The following is a 25,238-nucleotide window of genomic DNA, read 5'->3' on the forward strand; positions in this document are numbered from 1 at the left end:
GGTTGGTTGGTTGGTTGGTTCATTTTGCGATTTTCCATAGCAAGTGTCAAGTAAAATTTTTTATTTTAACAAATTTTTTGATAAACATAAAGCCAGTTTTTGGCAAAAATAAAGGCGTACCATTTAGCACGCCTTTATTTTTAAATTACAATTAACGCCTAGCCACGCACCGCTTTTACCGCTTCGCCCACCGCCTTTTTAAAGCGAGTGATGACCTCTTGGCACTCGTCCGTAGTAATGGTAATCGGACAGAGCAAACGCACCACCGTACCGCCACGACCGCCCCGCTCCAATAACAGCTTATTATCAAAGCACGCTTTTTGGATAGCGACCGCAAGCTCACTGTCGGCAGGGTATGACCCCATGTGGTCGGCGGATTTACGCTCGTCCACAATCTCAATACCCACCATCAAGCCACGCCCACGCACATTGCCAATACAGGGGAATTCTTGTGCAATTTTACGCAGTTCATCACGCAAAAACTCGCCTTGAATGCGTGAATTTTCGGCAAGGTTGTTGTTTGTGATTTGTTCTAGGACGTTATATCCTGCCGCCATGGCTAGCTGATTGCCACGGAATGTGCCTGTGTGTCCTGCTGGTGCCCATGCGTCAAACTTTTTGTTAATGGCAAGCACGGCAAGGGGCAAACCACCGCCCACCGCCTTGGACATGACGACCACATCAGGGACGATTTCGGCGTGCTCAAAGGCAAACATCTTGCCAGAGCGGGCAAAGCCTGCTTGCACTTCGTCTAAGATTAGCACGATGTCGTGTTTTGCGGTAACTTCACGAATTTTTTGGAGCCATTTTTTGGGGGCAGGGACAACACCGCCTTCGCCTTGAATGGCTTCTAGGATAACGGCAGCAGGCTTGACAACGCCACTTTCTACGTCTTCAATGAAGTTTTCAAAATAATAGGTCAATGCGTCCACGCCAGCTTCACCGCCAAGCCCTAGCGGACAACGGTATTCATGCGGATATGGCATAAACTGCACGCCCGCCATGAGATTGCCAACTTTTTCTTTGGCAGACAAGTTGCCTGTCATGGCAAGCGAGCCATGCGTCATGCCGTGATAACCGCCAGAGAATGCGATGACATTATCACGCCCTGTATAGGTTTTGGCAAGTTTAATGGCGGCTTCTGTACCGTCCGCCCCTGTTGGACCACAGAACTGTAGGACAAAATCTTTTGGGAAAAATGACAATAATTTTTCGGTAAATGCGTCTTTAATCGGCGTGGTGATGTCAAGGGTATGCAGTGGCAAACCGCTTTCTAGCACGTCTTTAATGGCGTTGATGGTGGCAGGGTGATTGTGTCCTAGGGCTAGCGTACCTGCTCCTGCTAGGCAGTCAAGGTATTCGTTGCCTTCTACGTCCACCACCCAGCAACCTTGTGCTTTGGCAATGGCTAGGGGAAGTTTGCGTGGGTAGCTACGGACATTTGACTCCATTTGGTTTTGACGAGTCAAGTAGTAGTCGTTGGTTGCACCGTCTTTGGGAGTTACGGGGGCATGATTTACAGAATGAACGCTCATATCGGATTACCATCTCAGATAAGGGTTAAAAGAAAAACCTATGAATAAGACATTAAATTTAACAAATTCAATATCATATCCCTAAACCCAAACCCAATTTATCAAATAAAATTTGGGTTTAATAAGGTCATGACGTTCGGCGTGTGGTTCAATGAACGATAAAGTAAAAATGAAAAATTCATTGCACACCAGTTTTGCAAGAGTAATCATAAATAATGATTTGACCGCTTGCACGGCAATAATACTTTTAAAAATTTAACAGAACAAATGTAAACTTATTAAAAATTTAAAAGTGGCAAATTATAGCATATGTTCAAAATTTGACAACTAAAATTTCATTTTGCTACCGATTTAAGTTATTGTATCATGGTTTTTTAAGATAAAACAAAAAGTTACCGATAGCCAACATTTACATACATGATGAGAATTTTTTGAACTTCCTTTAAAATTTTGCAAAAGTCAAGTTGGCGACAACCTTATTCCTAATTAAGTTACAAAAAACCCCCAAAACCCTTTGCAAAATCCGCCAAATGGGTGTATAAATATACTTTTGCCAACCCAATCTCCTTATAAGGATTTTTCATGACTTTATCCCTTAACAAAGACAAAATTCGCTTTTTGCTCTTAGAAGGCGTGCATGACAACGCCCTAAAAGTGCTAAACGAAGCTGGCTACACCAACATCGAATACATCAAGACCGCCCTTGATGAAGATGAACTCATCGAAAAAATCAAAGACGCCCATTTCATCGGTATCCGCTCACGCACCCAGCTCACTCGCAAGGTGCTAGAATCTGCCGAAAAACTCATCTGCATTGGCTGTTTTTGTATCGGCACCAACCAAGTGGATTTGGACGCTGCCTTAGAGCTGGGCATTCCTATCTTTAACGCCCCCTACTCGAACACCCGTTCGGTTGCCGAGCTGGTGCTTGCTGAGACCATCATGCTCATGCGTGGCATTCCTGAGAAAAATGCGGTCGTCCATCGTGGTGGCTGGAACAAATCCGCCAAAGACAGCTATGAAGTGCGTGGCAAGACCATGGGTATCGTGGGCTATGGCTCTATCGGCTCACAACTGTCCGTCCTGTGCGAAGGACTGGGCATGAAAGTCATCTATCATGACGTGCTGACCAAACTGCCACTGGGTAATGCCATGCAAATGGGCAGTTTTGATGAACTCCTAGAAAAAGCTGATGTGGTAACCCTGCACGTCCCTGACCTGCCTAGCACCCGTAATATGATGACCGCTCGTGAGTTTGGCAAGATGAAAGACGGCTCGTTCTTTATCAACGCTGCTCGTGGCGGGTGTGTGAATATTGACGACTTAGCCGCCGCCCTAGAAAGCGGTAAGATACTCGGGGCTGCCATTGACGTATTCCCCAAAGAACCAAAATCAGCCGATGAAGAGTTCATCTCGCCCTTGCGTGCCTTTGAGAACGTCATTCTCACCCCTCATGTCGGCGGTTCTACCCAAGAAGCCCAAGCCAACATCGGTCTAGAAGTCGCTGATAAATTCGTCCGCTACTCTGACATGGGCGACACGACAAGTGCGGTGAACTTCCCCAACGTATCCATTCCATTCACAGACAAGAGCCACCGCCTGCTACACATTCACCAAAACGTCCCCGGTGTACTCTCGCAGGTCAACGCTTCCTTTGCGGACGCTGGTATCAACATCACCGCCCAGTCGATGATGACTCGTGGCGATGTCGGCTATCTGGTCATGGACGTGGACGACAACGACTCCGCCAAAGCCCTAGAACGCCTGCGTGCCATTCCCCAGACCATTAAGGTGCGTGTGTTGTTTTGATTGTGCATTCTAAATAACCCAAAAAATAAAACCACTCGTGATTGAGTGGTTTTATTTGATCTCATAGACAAAACTCCTGCTTTTACCACATTCAAAGTCTGACACCTTATAGTTTCGAATGGGTTTTCATGGAAGTTTAAAAAGCATATCCCTACTGCAACTCTCAAAATACCAAGAAAAACTTTGGGCAAAATTTCATTATCAACCTCACCTTTTTCTTAACAAACGATACAATAAGCCCAATATTGGCTGCGGCAACAATCTTGGAATGGTTCTTAATATAAAGATTGAACCACCATAAAATACACCATGAACATTCAACTGATTTTTTAATTGAAATAATTGCCACTCACTTTTGATATATTGCCAACCACGTCTGCGACCATGCATACCATTCCCCACTCGTGCATACACTAATATATCGCTCAAATTTGACACTTGATAGCCGTTGCCAATCACTCTAAGCCATAAATTATAATCCTCCATAAACCAATGATGCTGATACGAATCCAATGATAAAATAACCAATTTTTTATAAGCAATCGTCATATGATTAAAAGGATTACGTTTGGTGGCAAAATGACAGATTTGCTCGTGAGAAGTTGGCACCGATTTTATCATCTTTAAATCATCAATCTGCTGATTAAACTCTTGGACTTGCCCACCAAATAACACAATGCTGGGATTGGCTTTGATAAAATCAATCTGTTTTTGAAATCTATCAGACATACAAATATCATCCGTATCCATACGAAATACCCATTCATGTTCGCAATGCTCCAATCCTGCATTTAGAGCTTTTGCTAAACCAACATTTTGTAATAATGGCACGATTTTTAAAATGCCTTTTAATTTATTTTGCCAATCTTGAATAATTTTTTCTAATTCATCAGTCAATTCTCCGTCCTTGACCAAAACAATTTGATTAGGTTTTAGGGTTTGGTTATCCCAAATGCTTTTCAAGCATTCATGAAGAAATTTAGGATTTTCTTTACAATAAATAGACATCAACACAGAGAAACCAATATTCATAGCACCCACCTAAATCGATTCATCAATATCAATAATATCAATATTTAATTTCTTAAAAATATCATAGCATTTTTCTATATCTTCTTTATCTATAATATCAAACTCATTTGAGTAAAAAGAATTTAATTCTATATTTTTAATATGGGCGACATTTAATCCTGCACTACTAAAAAAATAATATAATCGTATTTTTTTATATTCTTTAAAAACCATTGAAAGATAATCTTCAAAAATAAGATTAGACCCAATAATATTTGCACCAACAATCCGATGATAATAGGTTTCTCTAGGATGTGGGAAATATAGTTCAATATGATATTTCTTAACAATATCATTCATGAGCTGAATATTTTTATCATCATTTTGAAATAGTGGCTGACCCAATAGTATAGATATAGATTCCTGCCGAGCATCATAATTATCTTTTAATGCTAACAATAAGTCAATTTTTTGTATTTTTTGATTCGTTGTCAGGTGGTGATAGATTGAAAAATGCTTATCGCTATTTTGAATAATTTTATCAATGTTATCATCAACAAAAAGCACTTTTTTTAAAATTTTATAAAACAACCCAGTCAAGTTATTTTTATTTTTAAATCCAGTTAAATTAGCTGTACCATCATCAAATGTATAATAACTCTTATGGACAATATAAGAAAGAATACCTTGAATAAAAAACTTATTTAAATTTGCTATAAAAATTCTTTGAATATGATAATTACCATTCATCATTTTTGACCAAGCTAACAGTTTTTTTATCAATCCTACTCTTGAATAACGACCCTCTATGATTAAATCAGACATTACGCATTTTTCTTTTAATCTATCATAATAATGCTGATATTTGTCATTCATAAGTGGAGCAAGCATTAATCCAAAGAATTGCTCATTCGGATAACATTCTATAATTTTTTCGGCAATCAAAACCTGTAAAGGCGTACAACAAACAATTAAATTCATAATTCTACTCTAGATGTTGCAATCCACAATATCGGCAAAATCACCACCGCCCCCAAAATACCGGCAAACGGTATATATTCAATTTTTGTCATCATCAGCCCCAATAGCGATAATACATAAACCACCGTTGTTAATGTAGAACATACCGCAATCCACTGATTTTTACCATGATAAAACAGATAGTTTACCATAATTAAATAAGGAATGCTGAGCGTGGTTGAAATTAAAAACATCATAATATAATATTTTGTGCCGACAAACTGTTTGCCTAATAACCACACGACCACGCTTTCTGGAATCAACCACATCATCACAGCAGGAATGGGTACAAATAATAAAGAATACATTGCCCAACGATGAATCTGTGATAAGCTAATTTTTTGTTTTTTAAGGGCTTCAAAATAGTACGGTATGACTGCTTTATTAACTGCCATAATGCCCACGCTTGCGATTGATGCGACCGTTGCTCCCATTGCATACAATCCCAATTCAGTTTCACTAAACCGATGATAAATAAAAATACGGTCTAATTGTCCACGCATAAAATTACTGATGTTATGCAAGATAAGGGGTAAGCCAAAACCAATTATATAGTAAAAAGCAATTTTGTATTTTGCAAAACTAAACTGCTTTATAATGGCTTTTTTGACGTACAGCCAATAAGATACTGCAAATACCACCATATTTGCCAGTGCAATCGCCAAAATACGTTTTTCCACCAAATTGGTTTGATAAATTTCCAATAATACAATGGTTAATAAAGCAGACAAAATCCCTGATAAAAACTGTATCATCGTATAATGAATGGCGTTTTTATGGCATTGTCTGATAACCAATTGTGTTGATAAAAAAGATTGAAAAATAGATGCGATGACCAAATATGCCATAATTGTGGATTGCCAAATCCAGCAAGCAATTAAGGCTATCACACCTATCACAGCAGTATAAAGATAACCTGTATTGACAATTAAATTTAAAGAACGCTTGCCATAAAAATAAAAATATCTTGAAATCGCCCCTTCTTGGCAAAAACCCACTGCCAATAATAATAATGCCAAGTAGGTTTGATAATAAGATAACTCACCATATCCTGCCACGCCTAATTTACGAGAAAGATAGGGCAATAGTAAAAAAGGAATCATTTTTGAGAATAATTCCCCAATTAAATAAATGGCACTGTCTTTTAAAATTTTCATACCGAATTTTTGGGCGGAATCAATTTATTAAAGCCAACAGCAGTATAGCCGTCAGGCACATCTTTGGTAACCACAGCATTGGCACCGATAATACAATTTTTGCCAATATGCACATCGCCCAAAACTTTTGCACCTGTACAAATAATGGAATTTTCTCCCACAATTTGCTGACAAAATACACCACGCCGTTCGATTTCATCAAATGTCAAAGCACCAAAAGTAACATTTTGATGAATAATAACGCCGTCTGCTAATTTTGCTCCACCACCAATCACAATCCCCAATGGATGCCTAAAAATAACCTTACCCAACTCACATTCTGGTCTAATGTCACAAGCAAAATGGCGAAAAATTTTCTGATGATAGTATACTTTTAGCAAACTAAATAATTTATAAAAAATTAAATTCCTATGATATCTCTCAGCCAAGCGTGCATATTTTTGCATAACAGCAATATCATCAGTAATTGAATAAATTCCTAAAATTCGTCTAGCGATATTTTTTAAGAGTTTCATTCAATATCCGCCTTTTTAATTTGAGCCCCTTTTTTAATGTCTCGCACAGCAATTTTTCCAAACAAATTTTCATAGTCATCTGCTGAAAAATCGCCTGTTGCAGGGCGTTTTACCCATAAATTATCCGCAGACAATGCTTCACCCGCTTTAATTTCTTTGTCCGCAACCACCGAAGCAAACGCAAAATCTTTGGTTGGTTTTTCACCTTTGATTTCGGTATCTTTTTGACCGCCACGAGCCAATTTTAAGGCGTGTGAACCTGCTTTTAAGTCTTTAAAAGTTTCAGGATTCATAGAGCATACAATATCAGGGCCGGGGCGACTCATGTCATCGGTAAAATGACGCTCCAAAATACTTGCCCCAAGTGCCACCGCACCCAAACACGCATAATTATCCAAAGTATGGTCAGATAAGCCAACCACTGCATCAGGGAATTTTTCAGCCAGCTCGGTCATGCCACCCAAACGCACATCTTCATAAGGCGTTGGGTAGATGTTGGTGCAGTGTAACAAGGCATAAGGCACGCCTGCTTCACGAATAATATCCACCGATTTTTGAATGCTGGCAATGGTGTTCATGCCTGTGGACAAAATAATGGGTTTGCCAAAGGATGCAACCAATTTGATAAGCGGATAATTATTGCATTCGCCAGAGCCGATTTTATAGGCTTGCACACCCATACGTTCCAAACGATGTGCCGCCGCACGAGAAAATGGCGTACTGATAAAAATCATGCCTTTGCTTTCAACATATTCTTTGAGCTTGATTTCATCTTCTTCGTTTAATGCACAGCGAGCCATGATTTCATAAATAGAAACATCGGCATTACCTGGAATCACGGATTTGGCTTCATCTGACATTTCGTCTTCTACGATATGTGTTTGATGTTTGACGACTTCTGCACCTGCTTCATAGGCGGCATCTACCATTTCAAAGGCGGTTTTTAAGCTACCTTCGTGGTTGATACCGATTTCGCAGATGATTAAAGGTTCGTGCTGATAACCGACCGCGCGATTACCGATTTTAAATTCGTTTTGTTGCATAAAAATACTCTCAATATTACATTTTTACTAAATTAATTAAAATTTTATAAATAAAACCAATTGGTGCAATAAGGATTTGAAATATCTTCTTGCCTTACTATTAATTCTTTTAAAAATTGAAATATTATAACCAGTAATAAGATATGCTCTTTCTATAGGAATTAAAATATCCTTGATTGCCTCATATGGTTTTTCAACAATCACAAACTCCTTCGAATTATCTTTTATATCAGGATAAGTACAAGGAAAATACTTAGAAAAACTACTTTTTGGGCATAAAGACACAATATTTATATCATAATTTTCTTCGAGAAATCTTAGTGCCTCAATATCAAAATTTTTATTATGAATACCGTTTTTTACCAAACGTTTTATTTTTGGAAAAACCTTAATAAAGTTGCTTTTTTGATGATTAAAGACATAGCTATTATTGGAATCTTCATAAAAGTCTATTCCTGCAATATAAATATTTTTATAACCCAAAGCTACTGCTACTGCTACCATATACACACCAGAAGTAATATAATTACCTTTATACAGATTATTGAATTTTAAAAAACAATTGAATAATTCCAATTTTGAGATATACAAATCGTACCCATCTTTTATGTCAGGAAAATAATACTTAAATCCTTGATATTTTTTATCCGTAGAAGCTTCTGCTAGACGAGAAATGACAATATTCTCTATTGAATACTCATTATTGGTATCTAAGGTTTTATAAGTAAAGTACTGCTCCAATATAACAGAAAAGTTTAAAAAAGCATATTTTACTTTCTTCCCTAAAAAATATTTATCCTCGAAGTAAAATTGATTACAACGGAAAACATCGTAGTCATCTGGCAATAACGAATAATCAATTTCTGCCAAACTTGGACCATTTCCAGCAACAACTGCTGATTTCATATACATCCTCTCATACTTAACCTGCTGTAATACTAATTGCGCAGAAATAAAGCCTTATCTGCTTTGATCAAATCATTGGGACTGTCAATATCCAATGAATCTTGTTCATTCATTTCATACAAGCAAATGGGTTTGTTAAAAAAACGCTGATGATGTTTTAAAGTATCAACATCATTCCAATAAATCGCACCATTGGGGGCGTAGGCTTTGGGCAGTTGTTGGCGTGGGGCTTCCAAATCGGTTAATAAATGAACAGGTTCATAATCCTGCTCGGTTTTGACCAGACATTTGTAAGGGTGCTGTTCCAAACCACACGCAGAAATCACACAACCTGAAAACTGTTGTTGCTCAAACAATGCCCAACTTTCCTGAATGTGTTTGCCAGTACGCAAAGGGCTGGTCGGTTGCAATAGGCACACAACACCACCGCTCACATTATACACCTGTTTGAGCGTATCTAGAGCATGAATCACGCCAGAAATGGAACTGGCGGTATCATTTGCCAATTCATCAGGGCGTTTGATGATGAGTACATCGGGGTATTTTTGGGCTTCTTGAACGATAAGTTCGCCGTCTGTGGACACCACAATATGCGTGAAAACTCCACTTTCTATGGCACTTTGAATTGCTCGTCCAAGCAGGCTGATACCACCGACTGGCTGTAAGTTTTTTAATGGTATGCCTTTTGAGTTTTGCCGAGCTAAAATAATGGCTATTTTGTTCATTTTATTGACTCCTTTAAATATTTAGAGTGAATCAAAACTCTGCCGTCATCAATAAATCTCTTAGCAACGTACCTTGCTCCATAATTGTTAAGATGCGACACATCTGCCAATACAGGCTTATTATCCACAAAATAGCTCTCTGGGATATAGCTCGTTACATCAACCCACATAACCTGCGGTTTGCTTTTTACAATTTCTTTAATAACATCGGTTTGCTCTCTTACTTGTGCTGTTTTTTCATATTCCAAAGAAGCAAAACCAAAATTAAGATTTTTATTGGCTAATACATATTGTCTATATGGAGATGTCCTAATTGTATTACTAGTATTTGTAACAATAACAGTTTTGTTTTCTTTCACCAATTTATCTAATGTGTATTTAAACTTTTCAATAAATTTAGGGTCATCTATGGTTTGTCTATCCCCCCAATGATTAGACAATACAATTACTGAATAATTATAATAAGTTTTTTCAATAATTTCATTTCTTTTTTTACAAAACTCATAATTACTTCTGTATGATAATGGCTCATGATTAAAAACAAATGTACAACCATCTCCTGAGGTTACCATTGCTGACCAACCCTCTTTTTTTCCCACAATATCAACAAAAGCATTTAAATGACCCGTATAAGAGTCGCCAACAAACAAAACCTTAGTGGGCTTGCTTGCATCTCCTTTAATACAATTATTTTCCAATGTATCGTGGCAGATTTTAGTTGGGTATATAAAATCATCTGCCATTATCATATCCTTTTTATTTTTAGAAAATCCATAAAAACCCAAAATAACAGCCAATGGTATCAAATAAAATAAAAATAAATTTTTATAAAAACTCATTTTATTTTTCCTAATAGGCTGTTCTATGAAATAATATGTTAAAACCGATAGAAAAAACATGGTTATTACGGCAATAAAAACCCACATTGCTGGCAACTCATGCCCACCGTAAACATACCTCATTAAAGCTAATACAACCCAATGCCACAAATACAAAGAATACGAAATCTGACCTATCCATACTATTGGTTTTAATGAGAATAATTTACTGACAATATTTGTTTTTTGATTGCCATATATAAGACCTGCAACTGCAATACAAGGAATTAATGCAGAAAAACCAGGGAATAATGGCGTTTCTTTATTGAAAAATATAAGACTTATTATAACAATAAATAATGAAATAATCGCCAAACTCTGATTATTGTTTGCTAAATTTTTATTATATATAATGATTGCCAAAATAGAACCTACCAGCAACTCGGTTGCTCTTGCATGGAATAAATAATAATGATTCCAAGAAAAAGATACAAATGTAGTAAAGACTAACAGCATTAGTCCTAATAATATCAAAATTTGAACAATATATTTTTTACATAAAATAGATTTACATAAAACCTAAAGTATCACTGGAAAAATAAAATAAAATTGCTCCTCAATTGACAATGACCATATATGTAGCAATGGCTTCTCATGATTGCTAATGTCAAAATATCCTGATTGGCGAGCAAAATAGAAATTCGCCATAAAAGCCGTGGAAGCAATCGCGGATTTTAACAATCCCAAATAATCTTGCTTTAAAAATATATACCAACCAAAACACAAACCAACAATCATTACAAAGAAAAATACAGGCAAAATTCTTCTTATTCTGCGTATATAAAAATTTTGAAACGAGAATTTGCCTTCGTTTATTTCCCTATAAATAATTGATGTAATCAAAAAACCAGAGATGACAAAAAATATATCAACACCAAGAAATCCCCCTGATAGCCAATTTTCATTGATGTGAAATGCCACAACAGACAATACAGCCAAGGCTCTAAGTCCGTCAATATCAGGACGGTATATCATCTGATGTAAGGTTTTGCTCATGACTTTTCCTATCACATTCTACAAATCCACAAAACTTTTTTGTAAATCCATTTGCCAAACATCAGATTGCGTGATGAATTTGGCGAACAACTCCACGCTATTCCCCTCGCCAAAACTGGTATCAGGTGATAAGGCGGGTAATGTATTGATTTGGTTTATGGCGTTTAAAATCGCTTGGCTTTGGTAATCGGTATTGATGATACTTTGGGCAAACAGGCGTTTGTTTTGGCGTGTGCCAACATTGACGGTAGGTACGCCATAAAATGGGGCTTCACGAATGCCTGCACTGGAATTGCCAATGATAAATTCGGCATTTTTTAACAATACCAAAAATGCCTCAAAACGCACAGACGGAAAACAGCGAAATTGCGGATGATTTTTTAGTGTGTAAATTTCATGCAAAATGGCTTCTGTGCCAGTGTCATTATTGGGATAAATCACCACATAATTTTTACCACTTTGTTTGAGTGCGTCAAAATAGTGTTTGGCGTGTTGTGCCATGCTGTCGGCTTCGGTGGTTACAGGGTGAAACAATGAAACAGAATATTCTTTAAAATCAATATCATAATGTGATTTTACTTCATCTAAATTGGGCAGATTTTGGGAATTCATCACATCCAAATCAGGCGAACCGATGATGAAAATTTGCTCGTTTGGCTCACCCATTTGAATCAAGCGGTTTTTGGCGGTATCGTTGGCAACCAAATGAATGTGCGACAATTTGCTGACAGCATGGCGGATAGAATCATCAATCGTTCCCGATAGTTCACCACCTTCAATATGGCAAACCAAACGGTTACTCAATGCTCCAACAGTCGCCCCAGCTAATGCTTCCAAGCGGTCGCCATGAATAACAATCATGTTTGGTTCTACTTCATCAACCAAGCGTGAAAGTAGAGTAACAGTATTGCCAAAAACGGCACTCATGGGTTCGCCCGAAAATTGGTTAGCGGATAGGTAAGTGTGTTGGTAATTTTGACGCAAAACTTCCTTGTAGGTGCTACCATAGGCTTTCATCATGTGCATACCTGTGATGATAAGATGTAGCTCAAAATCGGCATGTTGCTCCACATAGCTCATCAGCGGTTTTAATTTGCCAAAATCCGCTCGTGTACCTGTAATAAATAAAATCTTGCGTGTCATCTTGCCCCAAACCCTGTCAAAATCGTCTGAATGGTTTTTACAATGATAAGTAAATCGAGTGCCAATGAAAAGTTTTTGATATAATAAAAATCGTATTCTAATTTTACTCGTGTTTCGTCTTCATCACTGGCATAGCCCTGCATGACCTGAGCCCACCCCGACAAACCTGGGCGGACAATATGGCGATAACGATAAAACGGAATGCTTTCGTTAAATTGCTCTACAAAACTTAGCTGTTCAGGACGTGGCCCGATAAGACTCATGTCGCCTTTTAGAATATTTAAAAACTGTGGCAACTCATCAATGCGAGTTTTGCGGATAAAATGCCCAAATTTAGTAATCCGCATATCGCCCACCACCGCCATTTTTGCTCCGTCCGACTCCGATGTGGGTATCATGCTTCTAAATTTATACATACGATAGGGCTTGCCCCCTTTACCGATACGAGTCTGCACAAAAAACACCGAACCGCCTGTTTTGCGACTCTCTATTTTTATCATGATTGCCGTAATCAGACAAATCAATGATACCACAGGAGCGGTCAAAATCACAATGGCAATATCCATACAACGTTTTAATGCCATATAAAAAGGTGAAGGTAACAACGAACCAAAATTATTTTCGTGCAAATGCTGTATGGCAATCCGACCTGTCAAGGACTCTTTGACTTGTAGCACATGATACACAGGCACGCCAAGCAAGCTGATATTGGCAAGCTCTCGCTCCCAGTCGCCTGTCAATCTGTCATCAGAAAAATCCGCCACCACCGAATCGCACAATAATGACACGTTGATTTTATTTTTATCAAGCTCTATCCAATTTACCCCACCGATATTAGGCAAGTCCACACACCGCCCTATCGGTACATAAGCAATACTCAAAAGCTGATGCGAGCGGACAAACCATTGCACCACAAAACAAAAAACAAAAATCAGTCCCCAACTTATCGTCAAATAATACACCGAATAAGGCAAACGAAAAGCAAACAACACAAGCCCCACAATCGTCATCACGCCCAGCACCACAGGCAAGATAAGCGACATGGCACTTTGTACAGGCATTTTGGCAAAACGTTGCAAAAGCTGTAAAGACAACAACAACACAAAACTACTGGCAATCATGCTATTTTGTTGGGTATCCAAAAATACACCCTGTTCAAAATATTCCCAAAACAAAGCAAGGGCTGGCAACCCGCACACGAGTAACCAGCCCAATAGGGATTGGGTAATGAAATTATCTAAGACGTGCTTTTTCATCAAACCCATCCAATAGAACTGTTTTTATATTATAACCCTAAAAATAAGTTTGAGCAAACAACCTTAATATTTCTTACAACGATTTTTTAATGTTAATTGCCCACACCAGTTTTATCAAAGTTTAAGTAACGCCACTCTTTAAAATTTTCATAAACCAAGGAGAAGTATTCTGGTTCATCTTTTGCTAGTTCTTGTAAGTTATATTGTGCTTGGTTGCAAGAGTCTTGGGTGTCAGGGGAGCGCAAACAACTAAATTTAAAGTAATCAAATGATTTTTCATACTGACCATCATAAGCTAAAATTTGACCATAGGCTGCTAGATAGTATGGTGTGCCAAAATAATTAGCTGCCTTTCCAATAATTTCTAACTTGTTATGTATATCTTGATTTTCTATTGGAGTTTGACTTGCTAGTATCAAACCATTATACATACTCAAACCAAAAATTGACGATTCTTTTGAGACCCTATGCTCATCAATTGGATTTAAATCCAATGAAACATATCTATAAGGGTTTGAGTAATCATTTTTAGCAAACTGCCATATATAGTATTCCATTACTATAATGGACATCAGCAATACAGGGCAAAGAATAAACTTAGCCGCTCTTAATAACTCCTTGCTTGGGATATTTAGATGTTTTTGCTCTACCAAACCCAAAAAGAGTGCAAATAAAACCAAAAAACCAAAATACCACAGAGGAAATTCAACCCAAGAATACAAAACGGTAGCAACAACAAAAGCCAAAGCAACCGCACTTTGAGACGAATGTCTAGTATGAATGGCACGGATAATAACAAGCAGGACAGGAAGCAAGCATAGCAGTCCAACCAAGCCCATTTCAGCCAATGTCATTGTCAAAAAGTTATGGGTATGCATGACATTTTCTGAAAACCCAAACATCTCCAAATAATGATAGCTTGCCTGCCTGTAATTACCATAGCCAACACCAAATAAGGGATTATCCCAAAATACCGTTAAAGCCTGTTTTGCAATATTAAGTCTATTACCACCTTCAGTTAATCTACCAACACCACCCAAACTACCGCCATAGCCAGAAATTTGCATATAGCTAATAAACCAGCTGGATAAAATATAAAGGCTTAAAAAACAAATTGAATATTTGGAAAAATTCTCAACCTTTTTTTTGGCAATATTTGATTGAGCGAATATATACACAAAGAACACCGAAAAAGCTATTACAACGCCTGCACGACTCTTTGTTAAGGCCAAGCCTATCGTGATAACACAGAATATAATCCATAAGCCACATTTAACCAATCTATCATTGAAAGTATTTTGATGATAGATTACGCCACATAGACAAAGACAGAATACATACGCTAAGTGATTAGGCTGCAATAGATTTGCAAAAAAACGGTTATTTCCAGCCGCATGCGTAATTTCAACTCCATTGATCATCCATTGATATCCAAATACTTGCATCAACTGAATGATAAAAGAGCCAAATGCAGTAATATATGCACCACAAAAGAATATGTTCAAAAACTTTTTCTTGTCAACAATATTACTGCCTGCTATGCCTGCCATCATGGCAATAATCAATGCTCCAACAATGAAAATCATACCGTCAGGAAATAACACATCCATCAAGAAAATTTGGCAAATAATCCAACAAGCCAAAAACAACCAAGTGAAAACAGATAAACTAACCTTACTTAATGATGCTAATGCATAAAAACCTAAAAGACCAAATGCAATTAAAATAAATTTAAAAGAACCTGCTAAGAAATCGTAACCCACCACCACTGAATGAAATGGCGATAAAAAACTTATCATTACCATCATCGAAAAGAAAGCAAGCCAAACATCAGGGCTGATATTCAATTCACTTCTTTTTTTTGATTTCTTTGTTACGAAAAAAGACATGGTATTCTCTTTGATTAAATACATTCAATATGGGATATAATAACTATTGTACTAATCTGCATGGCGTTCCTGCAGGTATGTCACAAATAATTTGTTTGTTGCCATTTTTAGGTCTAGCATATAGCATGCTGGCTGATGAAGCTGTCCAATCAGCTGCGTTAGTCATGCTAAGACAAGCAGATGTTACAGGTGCTGGTACGGAAACGGATGGATAGGTGGGAGAGTATAAGGCATAAAAAACCGCATTGCCATATGCTTTTGCTTCACCCAAACAAGCATTTTCACTGGCACGTTCCGCCACAAGTTTATATGCAGGCAATGCAATAGCCACCAAAACACCAATAATAGCTACTACTATCATTAACTCAATCAGAGTAAAGCCTAATTGTTGCTTCATAGCATCTCCGATTCATCTAAAAGAATAAAAGAAAACCCCCTAAAAGGGGATTTTCTCAATAATAAGTACTTTATAATAAGCCATCTATTATTGTAGTGGGTTCTGGTTCAAAAAGTATGCTATTAAGAAAACCGTTCATGGTGAGCCATGCCTGCCCATGACGGTTTTCCGACCCGCAGGCATGGCTCAGGGCGAACGGAAAACCTAGTTTGGCATACTTTTTATACCACTACCTTGTAGTGAACAGGTACCTGATGCTGTTTCACATCTTACTGCTTTCCACTCACTTTTAGTACCACGAGTCGCTGGAGAGAAGAATAGATTGGAGTTAGCAATGAAAAGATTTCGCTGTGCAACTACACCTGTAATACTAGTGCCTTTTGTAGCTTCTGTACCTGCTGTATTCATAGGACCTGTTGCACAAGCAGCTGGTGTGTACTCAGCGAATGCAGTACTAGTTGCGATGTCAGCTACACGAATACTTACCCAAGACTTTGCTTCGCCTAGACACGCAGTGTTAGCAGAACGCTGAGTGTAGTTTTGGTAAGTTGGTAGTGCGATGGCAGCTAGGATACCGATAATAGCGATAACAATCATCAATTCGATAAGGGTGAAACCTTTTTGAGCGTTCATGGTGAACTCCTTCGTTCATTGGGGCAGGATTGCCCGAGTTGTTTAAGTTAAGCGATTAGCAAGTTCTTTTTATTTGCTAACCTGACACTTATACTGTTGCATTGTCTGTGCCAACTTTTTGGCAGATTTGGGCTGTTTTTGGCAAAAATATGCAAAATTGAGAAAATTTTAAGAATTTTGTCTAAAAAATAGACAGATTTTTTGCTGTTTTTTAAAAATGTTTAAAATTTATACATATTTTTTTCTTTTTTGCCGAAAAAAATTTTGGTAGTAGTCTAAAAAGTATGCTAAACTAGGTTTTCCGTTCGCCCTGAGCTTGCCTGCGGGTGGCGGAAAACCGTTATGGTTCGACAAGCTCACCACGAACGGTTTTCCTTGTAGCATACTTTTTGAACCAGAGCCAAAATTTTAAATTTTGATGTCTGATGGGTAATTTTGGGTGACAATTTTTGTCAGTTTTGGATTTTTTGACATTTTTTGGCAGGTTGGGCTGACATTTTGGTGGATGTGCCAATTTTTGGCATGGACAAAATTTTTACCTGTCAAAAATTGTTGCCAAAATTTGTCACCTTGGCTGATTTTTGGCACAAATAGACACTGACATGGCATTAATGTGTTGTATGTGACGATTTTTGTCAGTGTTGACAAGGGAGACGGTGGAGACGATGTGATGTGGTGCGATTATTATAAACCCATGGTGGATACACCTAACCCACTTGATATTACCCATGGGTTTGTAGGGATGTGCTTTTCACGTTCTTTAATGCTGTCATTTTTATAGGCGTACACAGCACGTCCCTACATCCACACATCACTGAATTTGTGGTAAATTTAAAATCTCTTGGGTGTAATCTGACAATCAATAAACCACCATTTTAAGCTCAGATTGGCACATCTATCATGCTTATCAAAAGCCCCGAACATGTTCGGGGCTTTTGTGGGATATAGAGCAGATTAGTACTTTTGGTCTTCGGGGGCTTGCTGTTCGGCAGTGGCAGTGTTGTCTGTTACTGTATCGGTGGCGGTGCTGGCAGCTCCTGTCACAGCATCAGCGGTGGCGGTGGCGGCATCAGAGACCACGCCTGTGGCAGCTTCGGCGGTATTTTTGGCGTTCTCTACGCCATTATTTGCCACGTCATGAGCGACATCAGAGATGCCATCGGCGGTCGCATTGGCAGCAGCTTCGGCTTCGGCAGCCACGGTCTCGGCAGCGGCAGTGGCGTTATTTGCGGTGTCAGTTGCGGCAGACTGGGCGGTCTCGGCAGCTTTGTCGGTGGTCTCTTTGCTACATGCAGTCAGGGCAAGGGCAACGACCAATGTGGTCAAAATCAACTTTTTCATTATGTGTCTCCAAAAGAAGTGTATGGATAAAAACATCTATCCTACTCTCAACCTTATAACTTATAACTTATAACTTATATAAGTCTATAAGTCATTGGCTCATCAAGGACTCATCAAGGGCGGATTGTGATTTATCCCATGATTTAACAACTATCATCAAATCATCGATAAGTTACCATGCCAAGCCAAGCCAAGCTGAGCTGAGATTGGTCAGTACATGACCATGATGAATCATGTACCATAAGATATCTGTCTGTGATGGCGTTATAGTTTAGCAGAATGATGGTATTTGGCAAGCCCAAACATAAAAAATACAACAAAAATTAACAAATGTTTTTGTTGCATTTTATCATTCTTATATAAATCAGATACCTATCAGGGTGTATCTAACGCAGTGATGGCGGGTAAAGGCTTGCCTTCGACAAACTCCAAGAACGCCCCGCCCCCTGTGGACAGATAGTCCACGCCATCTGCCACGCCATATTTGTCAATGGCGGCCAAGGTATCGCCACCGCCTGCGATACTAAACCCATCGCTGTCCGCCACCGCTTGACAGATGATGGCAGTACCTTGACCAAATGCATCCACTTCAAACACGCCCACAGGCCCATTAAATAGGATGGTCTTGGCGGACTTGATGTGCTCGCCCAGCTTAGTCGCCGCCTCAGGGGCGATGTCTAGTATCATGTCATGCTCGCCAATCTCATCCACCGATTTGACGGTGGCAGTCGCATGAGTCAGCGAACCCAAAAAGTCATCAAAATCAATCTGCCCCTTATCTGCCACCACGACATGGGTCGGTAGCAGGATGTTGGTCTTGGTCATGATGTCACGGGCAGTATCCACAAGGTCAGCTTCGTATAGGGAAGCACCGACATTTTTGCCACTTGCCACTAAGAATGTATTGGCGATACCACCACCGACTAGAATACTGTCGCACAGCGTGGCTAGGCTGTTTAGCACGTCAAGTTTGGTGGAGACCTTTGAGCCACCCACGATAGATAGCACGGGCTTGGCGGGGTTGTCTAGGGCTTTGGATAGGGCGTCAAGCTCGGCAGAGAGTAGGTTACCTGCACATACGGGCTTGCCGTCTGCGATACACGCACGAATCACCCCTTCGGTGGACGCTTGGGCTCGGTGAGCTGTGCCGAATGCATCCATGACAAAGATGTCACATAGGTCGGCGTATTGCTTAGACAACTCAGGGCTATTTTTCTTCTCGCCCACGTTAAAACGCACGTTTTCAAGTAATACCACTTCGCCTGCCTGCACCGACACGCCATTATCCAGATAATCGGTGGAAAACGCCACATTTACGCCCAATTTGTCCGCCAGATAGTCGGCAATCGGAGCCAATGAGTATCTACTCTCACGCTCGCCTTCGGTGGGTCTGCCTAGGTGCGAGCAGACCATCACGCCTGCCCCCCTATCAAGGCAGGCTTTGATGGTGGGTAGGGAGGCTTGTAGGCGAACATCGCTGGTGATGACACCGTCTTTGATGGGGACGTTCAAATCTTCACGGATAAGGACGGTTTTGCCTGATACGTCTAGGTCGGACAGATAAGTGATACTCATAAAATTTCCTATTTGATATCGTGTGGGACACATAACAATGACATAAAGTAACGCTATTTTAGCACAATATTTTGGCATTTCTCAATGTTATCACGATGGCAAATGATGGTATTTTTCAAAATGATGGGTTTTGGTTTGAAATATCAAATCAAGCCCGATCGTCTTGCCCTTATCAATGACTCATCGGCACTTTATCATGTTATTTTAAAAATCATCCATCCCATTTTTCCAGATACATCCGCCATGCTCGGCATTTGGCTGTCACCGTCTCGGCACTATGACCCAAAATGTCTGTAGTCACCGCAATATAGTCAATGCATGCCTGCCCCACATTCTGACGTAGAGCATCCATGTTGCCAAGCCCAATCCCACCTATCAGACATAGGGGCAGACCCACGCCATTGGCACGCATCAACGTCTCGGCACTGACGGTTTTGGCAAGCGGTCTTGCCATAGAACCAAACATCGCCCCCATCGCCCCGTAGCTCGCCCCTTGTTTTTTGGCTTCTCTAAACAGTGCCACGTCGCCATGACAACTTTGACCAACATACACATCATCGCCAAGCAGTTCACGCACCATGCGAACATTGCCCGAACTGGTCAAGTGTAGCCCTGTATTAAAATGCACCGCCAATTCCAAGTTTTCATTGATGACCGTGGGAATGTCATATTTATCCGCCAAACTAATGAGAATCTCCGTCTCTTGATAGAGTGTAATCAAATCAAAGACATGAGCGGTCTGATGACGGCGGATTTGTAGTAGTGATACCACACCCGTATCAAAGGCACGTTCTAATTTCTCGCTTAGGGTATGAATGTCTTCATCATTGGTGAGTAGGTACAGTTTGGGGGCGGTCATGGGTCATCCTTGGGAGTGGGATTGGTTGGTATCGGTACCATATTGGTATCGACACTATATTATAGTCATTTTGTCAAGATAACAAACAAAAAAGACCCAATGGTCGGGTCTTTTTGTTTACCATCAATAGGGCAATCAATAACGATAAGCCAACTGAGTTAGGATGTCCTCGGCATCGTCCCAACGGCTGTTAGAAGCACTGGCACCGAGTAGCACGACAACAGCAGGACGGTTATTGACATGTGTCTCCATCACATAGCAATAACCTGCCTCACGGATAAAACCTGTCTTTGACACGCCAATCGGATGCCCGCCTGCACGGATGAGACGGCTGGTGTTTTGGGCTTTGTAAGTGCATGCACCCGAGTTATAGTTATTGACATAAAAGTCATAGTTTGGGGCAGTTGAGAAGTTACGTACGGTCTGATAACGTGGGTCAGAGTTCACCGCACGCATCATCTTCACTAGGTCGTTCGCTGATGAGCGGTTGCGTGGGTCTAGACCTGATGAGTCTGAATAACTGGTGCTGTTCATGCCTAAGCTTTTGGCTTTTTGGTTCATCGCCCAAATAAAGTTGTCATAGCCACCAGGGTAAGTACGGGCGAGAGCTTTGGCGGCGGGGTTTTCTGACTTCATGAGCATCAAAAGCATGAACTCGCTACGACTCATGCGGTCGCCTGAACGTAGGTTAGAGCTTGCTTTTTTGGCAGCGATAAAGTCCGATGGCTCAATCACAATCTCTTCACCCATATCAAGCCCTGCATCCATCAGTACCATCGCTGTCATAATCTTGGTTACAGAGGCGATAGAGCGTACGGCATCGGCATTTTTTTGGTAAATGGGCTGACCAGTTTGTAGGTCAAATACGATGGCGGCAGCGGATTTGGTGCTGACAGGCAACTGCTCGCCATATTGGTAGCTACTGCCATAACTGGTCTGCTGTCCATAAGGTTGAATGGCAAATGGCTGAGAGGTGGTCGTACCAGCAGGCATGGGCGTTCTGGTGACCTGAGTGTTGGTGTAGCCTTGGTTATAGGCGTTGGCAGTTGCTGTATTGGTGTTGCCATATGTACGAGTTTGCTGGACAGTGGTCGTTGCAGGTGGGACTGATGGAATCTCTTGGACTTTTACCGCTTGCATATTTTGGGCATCGCCCTTGCCGATATAGATGGTCTTTTGCTGACTGTTATCAACCAAAAAGGCATGGGCAGACACTGTCATCATGGAGATGGCAGACAGGCTTAGCACGCAGGTTAGGTGCTTGAGGCTGACTTTTTTAAAATTAACTTGCTTCATAAGTTCCACTCTCGGCTCATTGATGGGGTTGCAGGATTGATTTTCTTGGGCGACAACCTTGTTTACAAGAAAATGCCTAAGCCACTTGCATTGACATCAACAAACCGTCACATCAATGACATCGGCAACACTGGCTTTTGCGAAACGGACAAATACATTTAGACCGTCTCATCGTTTTTATTCTAACATAACAAGACCACTTTTTTATGTTAAAAATCAAAGTTTTTGGGTAAATTTGTAAGCAAATTTAACACATTTTTGCCCCCCGCCTTTACCCTGCCACACCATCCTTATTGGCGTAATAATCAGGCAAGTATTTTGCAAAAAATCATCTGGCTTGGGCAACATTCATGGCAATTTTTTGTTAAAAAAGTTGCTAAACAAATTGCTAGATGAAGGTTTAATTGTTAAAATTGTTAAAATTGTCAAACCGTACAGACAATAACCAAACATCAATCTTAACCCAAATCAATGAAACCGTTGCAATTTTTGAGCCATTTTGGATGATTTTTTGGACTTGAGTGTTTAATTGTACATAAGACAAACAATTCTGATATGATTTAGACAGATTGCACCCCAATCTCAACTTTATATCAGCGGTTGATTTGTCTGATTTGTCCGATTTACCAAGGGCGAATTGTAATTTACACACAATAAACTTTAACATTACCACAAATATAATGATGTTTGGGTGTAGGGCATGGTAAATATCAAGCTGGTCGGGTGCACCCCATAACCCGAAAAATAATCATTGAAAAATCAATAAGTTGTAACTTTAAGTTAAGATCAAAGTAGTTAAGTTTTATTTAAGACAAGGTGGGCAAAATGACAATAAAAGTACTCATCGTGGATGACCACGAACTTGTCCGCACAGGCATCAGTCGTATGCTTGGGGACGACCCCGAGATTGAAGTTGTGGGCGAAGCAGGCTGTGGCGAGACGGCAGTGGCAATGACTCGTAAGCTCGCTCCTGATGTGGTGCTCCTTGATGTTAATATGCCCAACATCGGTGGCGTGGAAGCAACTCGACGTATCAAACAGCTGGATGAATGTATCAAGGTGGTGGTGGTGTCTAGCTTGGTCGCTGAGCCTTATCCATCCATGCTTTTAAAGGCGGGAGTGGACGGCTACATTACCAAAGGCACGCCCATTGGCGAGATGATAGTCGCCATCAAAAAGGTCAAAGCAGGGGGGAAGTATTTTAGTCATGAGATTGCTGATGTGCTTGCCCAAAATATGCTTGACAAAAAAACCAACCCCTTTGATGGCTTGTCCGAGCGTGAAAAGCAGGTCGCCATGATGGTGGCAAACTGCCAAAGTGCCAGTCAGATTGCCGACAGCTTATTTGTGAGTGTCAAAACCGTAAACACTTACCGTTATCGCATTTTTGAAAAATTGGGCGTGGACTCTGATGTCAAGCTCACTCACCTTGCCATACGTCACGGACTGGTCAATACATGAGTCCATCTCCCATCAGACACACCAAAACATGGGTGCGAAAACTGTGGTTTTTGTCCGCCAATGTTCACGAAGAAGCTCTCATCTCCACGATGCGTGTGCGTCAAGTTGGGCTTACCTACGCCGCTTACCGCTTTGTCATCGCCAATTTTTTACTGATGGCAAATTTTTTGTTAAGCCGTGATGGCGTGGGTCTGCCCACCGAGCCTACTTTTTTAGAGCAGACGGTATTTAGCATTTATGTCGTTATTGCCTTGGTGCTGTTATTTGCCTTTTTTATGATAAAAAAACGGTCAAGGTTACAGCTGTTGTCAGGCTTTGTGGTGGACGTTGTTTTTTTGACCTTATTTGCTCTGTACGGCAAAATCAGTGATTTTCAAATAACCCTGCTATACATGGTCGTCGTCGCTGCAAGCTATATGTTGCTGTCTTTATCCCGAGCGACTGTCATCACACTCATGACCATCTCAGCACTCATCTATCAGCAGTTTTTTGTTTTTTTCTTTAAGACAGCAGCGATTGAAAAAAACCTACTGACCATCAATGACAGTCTGCTGTTGTCGGTGAGTTTGGTGGCGGTGGGATTTTTAAGTTGGTCCATCTCTCAGCGACTTGCCAAAGCCGAACAGTCGCTTCTTGACCATGCTGATGAAGTAGAAAAACTCCACACCATCAATCAAGCCGTCGTCAAAAACATGGTCAATGGCGTGCTGGTGTTAGACCCCAAATGCAATATCGTCATGATAAATAATGCCGCTCAACGTTTTTTGCACCTGCCCATTGATGATAACGCCTGCGATAGCCTTGCCAAAATCATTGAATTATCTCGCATCATCATCAAACAACACCCCAAAATCATCGGCTGGTATCGCTCACTGGCTCCCAACCAGTCATCTGAACTTATCTACGACCTACCGCCCAAAATCCATAATCATGCTCATATCAATCAAACACACCTTAGCGATAAGTTACGCATCAGTTCCAGACCCCTGCTTGAACATGGGCAAATTCTCATCATCGAAGATCTAAGCCGTGAACAAAGCCACGCCCAACAGCTAAAACTTGCAAGCTTAGGTCAGCTCTCTGCCAGCATCGCCCATGAAATCAGAAACCCCCTCGCCGCCATCAGCCAAGCCAGTCAGCTACTCATGGAAGATGTGCGTGATGATGATGTCAATGCTGAGTTTTATGAGATGATTTATCAGCAGACCAAACGGGTCAATTCTATCATCTCGGATGTGCTAAGCCTGTCTCGCCAAGAGATGCCCAACCAGTCGCCCCTAGACGCCCCAAGCTGGGTGCGACAGTTTTTAGCGGAGCATTATCCACATGAAGCCATCATTGTTACAGGTGATACCGCCTTGCCCATCTTGTTTTATTTTGATGCCAATCAGCTAGAACAGGTCATGATAAATATGATTAATAACGCTTTACGCCACACCATTCATCAGTTCCACGACCATGATATCAACATACGCCTAACCAAAATCAAAACAGGAGCATTTATTGATGTGCTAGATTATGGCGAGGGTGTGAGTGAGAAGGATTTGACCAATCTTTTTAATCCCTTTTTTACCACCAGTAAAAAAGGCACAGGACTGGGACTTTATCTGTCACAATCATTTAGCGAGGCCAATAACGCCAAAATCCGCTATTTTAGAGAGAATGATAAAAGCTGTTTTCGTCTGATTGTCTCTAATACGCCTGTTGCTTAGCGTATGGTTTTGGGGCATTGGGTGCATAAATATTCATCCAAACATTCACATTTTTGCTGATAATTTTGCCAAGAATTTGCT

22 protein-coding genes and 1 pseudogene are annotated in these 25,238 nt (G+C 40.3%); 3 read left to right on the forward strand and 20 right to left on the reverse strand.

All coding sequences use genetic code 11. From position 1 onward, the window contains the following. Window positions 1–158: 158 nt before the first annotated feature. On the reverse strand, window positions 159–1,535 hold the full coding sequence (locus tag B5J94_RS07510; protein ID WP_062499146.1) for a diaminobutyrate--2-oxoglutarate transaminase: 1,377 nt from the start codon (window positions 1,533–1,535) through the stop codon (window positions 159–161). A 582-nt stretch (window positions 1,536–2,117) separates the two neighbouring features. On the opposite strand from B5J94_RS07510, the gene serA reads away from it, so the two are divergent. Then, window positions 2,118–3,344 (forward strand): phosphoglycerate dehydrogenase, encoded by a 1,227-nt coding sequence (serA, locus tag B5J94_RS07515; RefSeq protein ID WP_062499145.1) that lies wholly within the window; start codon window positions 2,118–2,120, stop codon window positions 3,342–3,344. A gap of 207 nt (window positions 3,345–3,551) precedes the next feature. Here the strand turns inward: serA and B5J94_RS07520 are convergent, their stop codons facing one another. The 19 genes and pseudogenes from B5J94_RS07520 to B5J94_RS07610 form a co-directional block, all read right to left on the reverse strand. Next, window positions 3,552–4,376: a glycosyltransferase gene (locus B5J94_RS07520; RefSeq protein WP_062499144.1), complete on the reverse strand. Its 825-nt coding sequence runs from the start codon at window positions 4,374–4,376 to the stop codon at window positions 3,552–3,554. Window positions 4,377–4,385: 9 nt separating this feature from the next. Beyond that, window positions 4,386–5,336, reverse strand: coding sequence for a glycosyltransferase family 52 (locus tag B5J94_RS07525; protein ID WP_062499143.1), 951 nt, complete (start codon window positions 5,334–5,336; stop codon window positions 4,386–4,388). Next, on the reverse strand, window positions 5,333–6,532 hold the full coding sequence (locus B5J94_RS07530; protein ID WP_062499142.1) for an oligosaccharide flippase family protein: 1,200 nt from the start codon (window positions 6,530–6,532) through the stop codon (window positions 5,333–5,335). The genes B5J94_RS07525 and B5J94_RS07530 overlap by 4 nt, the downstream gene beginning before the upstream one ends. Beyond that, on the reverse strand, window positions 6,529–7,047 hold the full coding sequence (locus B5J94_RS07535) for a serine acetyltransferase (protein WP_062499141.1): 519 nt from the start codon (window positions 7,045–7,047) through the stop codon (window positions 6,529–6,531). Before B5J94_RS07535 ends, B5J94_RS07530 begins: the two co-directional genes overlap by 4 nt. Next, complete coding sequence (gene neuB / locus B5J94_RS07540) at window positions 7,044–8,090, reverse strand: N-acetylneuraminate synthase (RefSeq protein WP_062499140.1); 1,047 nt, start codon at window positions 8,088–8,090, stop codon at window positions 7,044–7,046. Before neuB ends, B5J94_RS07535 begins: the two co-directional genes overlap by 4 nt. 36 nt (window positions 8,091–8,126) lie before the next feature. Then, on the reverse strand, window positions 8,127–8,996 hold the full coding sequence (locus B5J94_RS07545; RefSeq protein WP_158081049.1) for an alpha-2,3-sialyltransferase: 870 nt from the start codon (window positions 8,994–8,996) through the stop codon (window positions 8,127–8,129). 32 nt (window positions 8,997–9,028) lie between these two features. Further along, the gene (locus tag B5J94_RS07550) at window positions 9,029–9,721 is read right to left on the reverse strand and encodes an acylneuraminate cytidylyltransferase family protein (RefSeq protein ID WP_062499138.1); all 693 of its coding nucleotides are present in this window, start codon (window positions 9,719–9,721) and stop codon (window positions 9,029–9,031) included. Continuing rightward, complete coding sequence (locus B5J94_RS07555) at window positions 9,718–10,620, reverse strand: SGNH hydrolase domain-containing protein (protein WP_409455091.1); 903 nt, start codon at window positions 10,618–10,620, stop codon at window positions 9,718–9,720. Before B5J94_RS07555 ends, B5J94_RS07550 begins: the two co-directional genes overlap by 4 nt. Continuing rightward, window positions 10,606–11,595 (reverse strand): annotated as a pseudogene (locus B5J94_RS15145) (acyltransferase family protein); the annotation flags it as partial. The pseudogene B5J94_RS15145 and the gene B5J94_RS07555, both read right to left, overlap by 15 nt. An 18-nt stretch (window positions 11,596–11,613) precedes the next feature. After that, entirely contained in the window at window positions 11,614–12,738 is a 1,125-nt protein-coding gene (gene neuC, locus B5J94_RS07565; protein ID WP_062499135.1) for a UDP-N-acetylglucosamine 2-epimerase, read from the reverse strand. Beyond that, window positions 12,735–13,994 carry a sugar transferase gene (locus tag B5J94_RS07570; RefSeq protein WP_062499134.1) on the reverse strand — a complete coding sequence of 420 codons (1,260 nt, stop codon included), beginning with the start codon at window positions 13,992–13,994 and terminating at the stop codon, window positions 12,735–12,737. The genes neuC and B5J94_RS07570 overlap by 4 nt, the downstream gene beginning before the upstream one ends. 92 nt (window positions 13,995–14,086) lie before the next feature. Further along, the gene (locus tag B5J94_RS07575) at window positions 14,087–15,883 is read right to left on the reverse strand and encodes a PglL family O-oligosaccharyltransferase (RefSeq protein WP_062499133.1); all 1,797 of its coding nucleotides are present in this window, start codon (window positions 15,881–15,883) and stop codon (window positions 14,087–14,089) included. A 43-nt stretch (window positions 15,884–15,926) separates the two neighbouring features. Then, entirely contained in the window at window positions 15,927–16,280 is a 354-nt protein-coding gene (locus B5J94_RS15100; RefSeq protein ID WP_062499132.1) for a type II secretion system protein, read from the reverse strand. 204 nt (window positions 16,281–16,484) lie between these two features. Continuing rightward, a complete protein-coding gene (locus B5J94_RS15105; protein WP_079364038.1) occupies window positions 16,485–16,913 on the reverse strand; it encodes a prepilin-type N-terminal cleavage/methylation domain-containing protein in 429 nt (142 codons plus the stop codon). A gap of 954 nt (window positions 16,914–17,867) precedes the next feature. Next, window positions 17,868–18,254, reverse strand: a complete 387-nt coding sequence (locus B5J94_RS07595) for a hypothetical protein (RefSeq protein ID WP_062499234.1) — start codon at window positions 18,252–18,254, stop codon at window positions 17,868–17,870. Window positions 18,255–18,415: 161 nt separating this feature from the next. Continuing rightward, window positions 18,416–18,550 carry a hypothetical protein gene (locus tag B5J94_RS15020; RefSeq protein WP_255216925.1) on the reverse strand — a complete coding sequence of 45 codons (135 nt, stop codon included), beginning with the start codon at window positions 18,548–18,550 and terminating at the stop codon, window positions 18,416–18,418. Between the two features lie 79 nt (window positions 18,551–18,629). Next, window positions 18,630–19,829, reverse strand: coding sequence for a phosphoglycerate kinase (locus tag B5J94_RS07600; protein WP_062499235.1), 1,200 nt, complete (start codon window positions 19,827–19,829; stop codon window positions 18,630–18,632). 211 nt (window positions 19,830–20,040) lie between these two features. Beyond that, the gene (locus B5J94_RS07605; protein WP_062499236.1) at window positions 20,041–20,688 is read right to left on the reverse strand and encodes a thiamine phosphate synthase; all 648 of its coding nucleotides are present in this window, start codon (window positions 20,686–20,688) and stop codon (window positions 20,041–20,043) included. A gap of 135 nt (window positions 20,689–20,823) precedes the next feature. After that, a complete protein-coding gene (locus B5J94_RS07610) occupies window positions 20,824–21,984 on the reverse strand; it encodes a D-alanyl-D-alanine carboxypeptidase family protein (protein WP_062499237.1) in 1,161 nt (386 codons plus the stop codon). Window positions 21,985–22,809: 825 nt separating this feature from the next. Between B5J94_RS07610 and B5J94_RS07620 the strand changes: the two genes are divergently transcribed. Together B5J94_RS07620 and B5J94_RS07625 are read left to right on the forward strand one after the other, a co-directional pair. Beyond that, a complete protein-coding gene (locus tag B5J94_RS07620) occupies window positions 22,810–23,445 on the forward strand; it encodes a response regulator (RefSeq protein ID WP_062499239.1) in 636 nt (211 codons plus the stop codon). After that, window positions 23,442–25,157 carry a sensor histidine kinase gene (locus tag B5J94_RS07625; protein ID WP_062499240.1) on the forward strand — a complete coding sequence of 572 codons (1,716 nt, stop codon included), beginning with the start codon at window positions 23,442–23,444 and terminating at the stop codon, window positions 25,155–25,157. The genes B5J94_RS07620 and B5J94_RS07625 overlap by 4 nt, the downstream gene beginning before the upstream one ends. Window positions 25,158–25,238: the final 81 nt, after the last annotated feature.

Source organism: Moraxella lacunata (genome assembly GCF_002027545.1).
Taxonomy (GTDB): Bacteria; Pseudomonadota; Gammaproteobacteria; order Pseudomonadales; family Moraxellaceae; genus Moraxella; species Moraxella lacunata.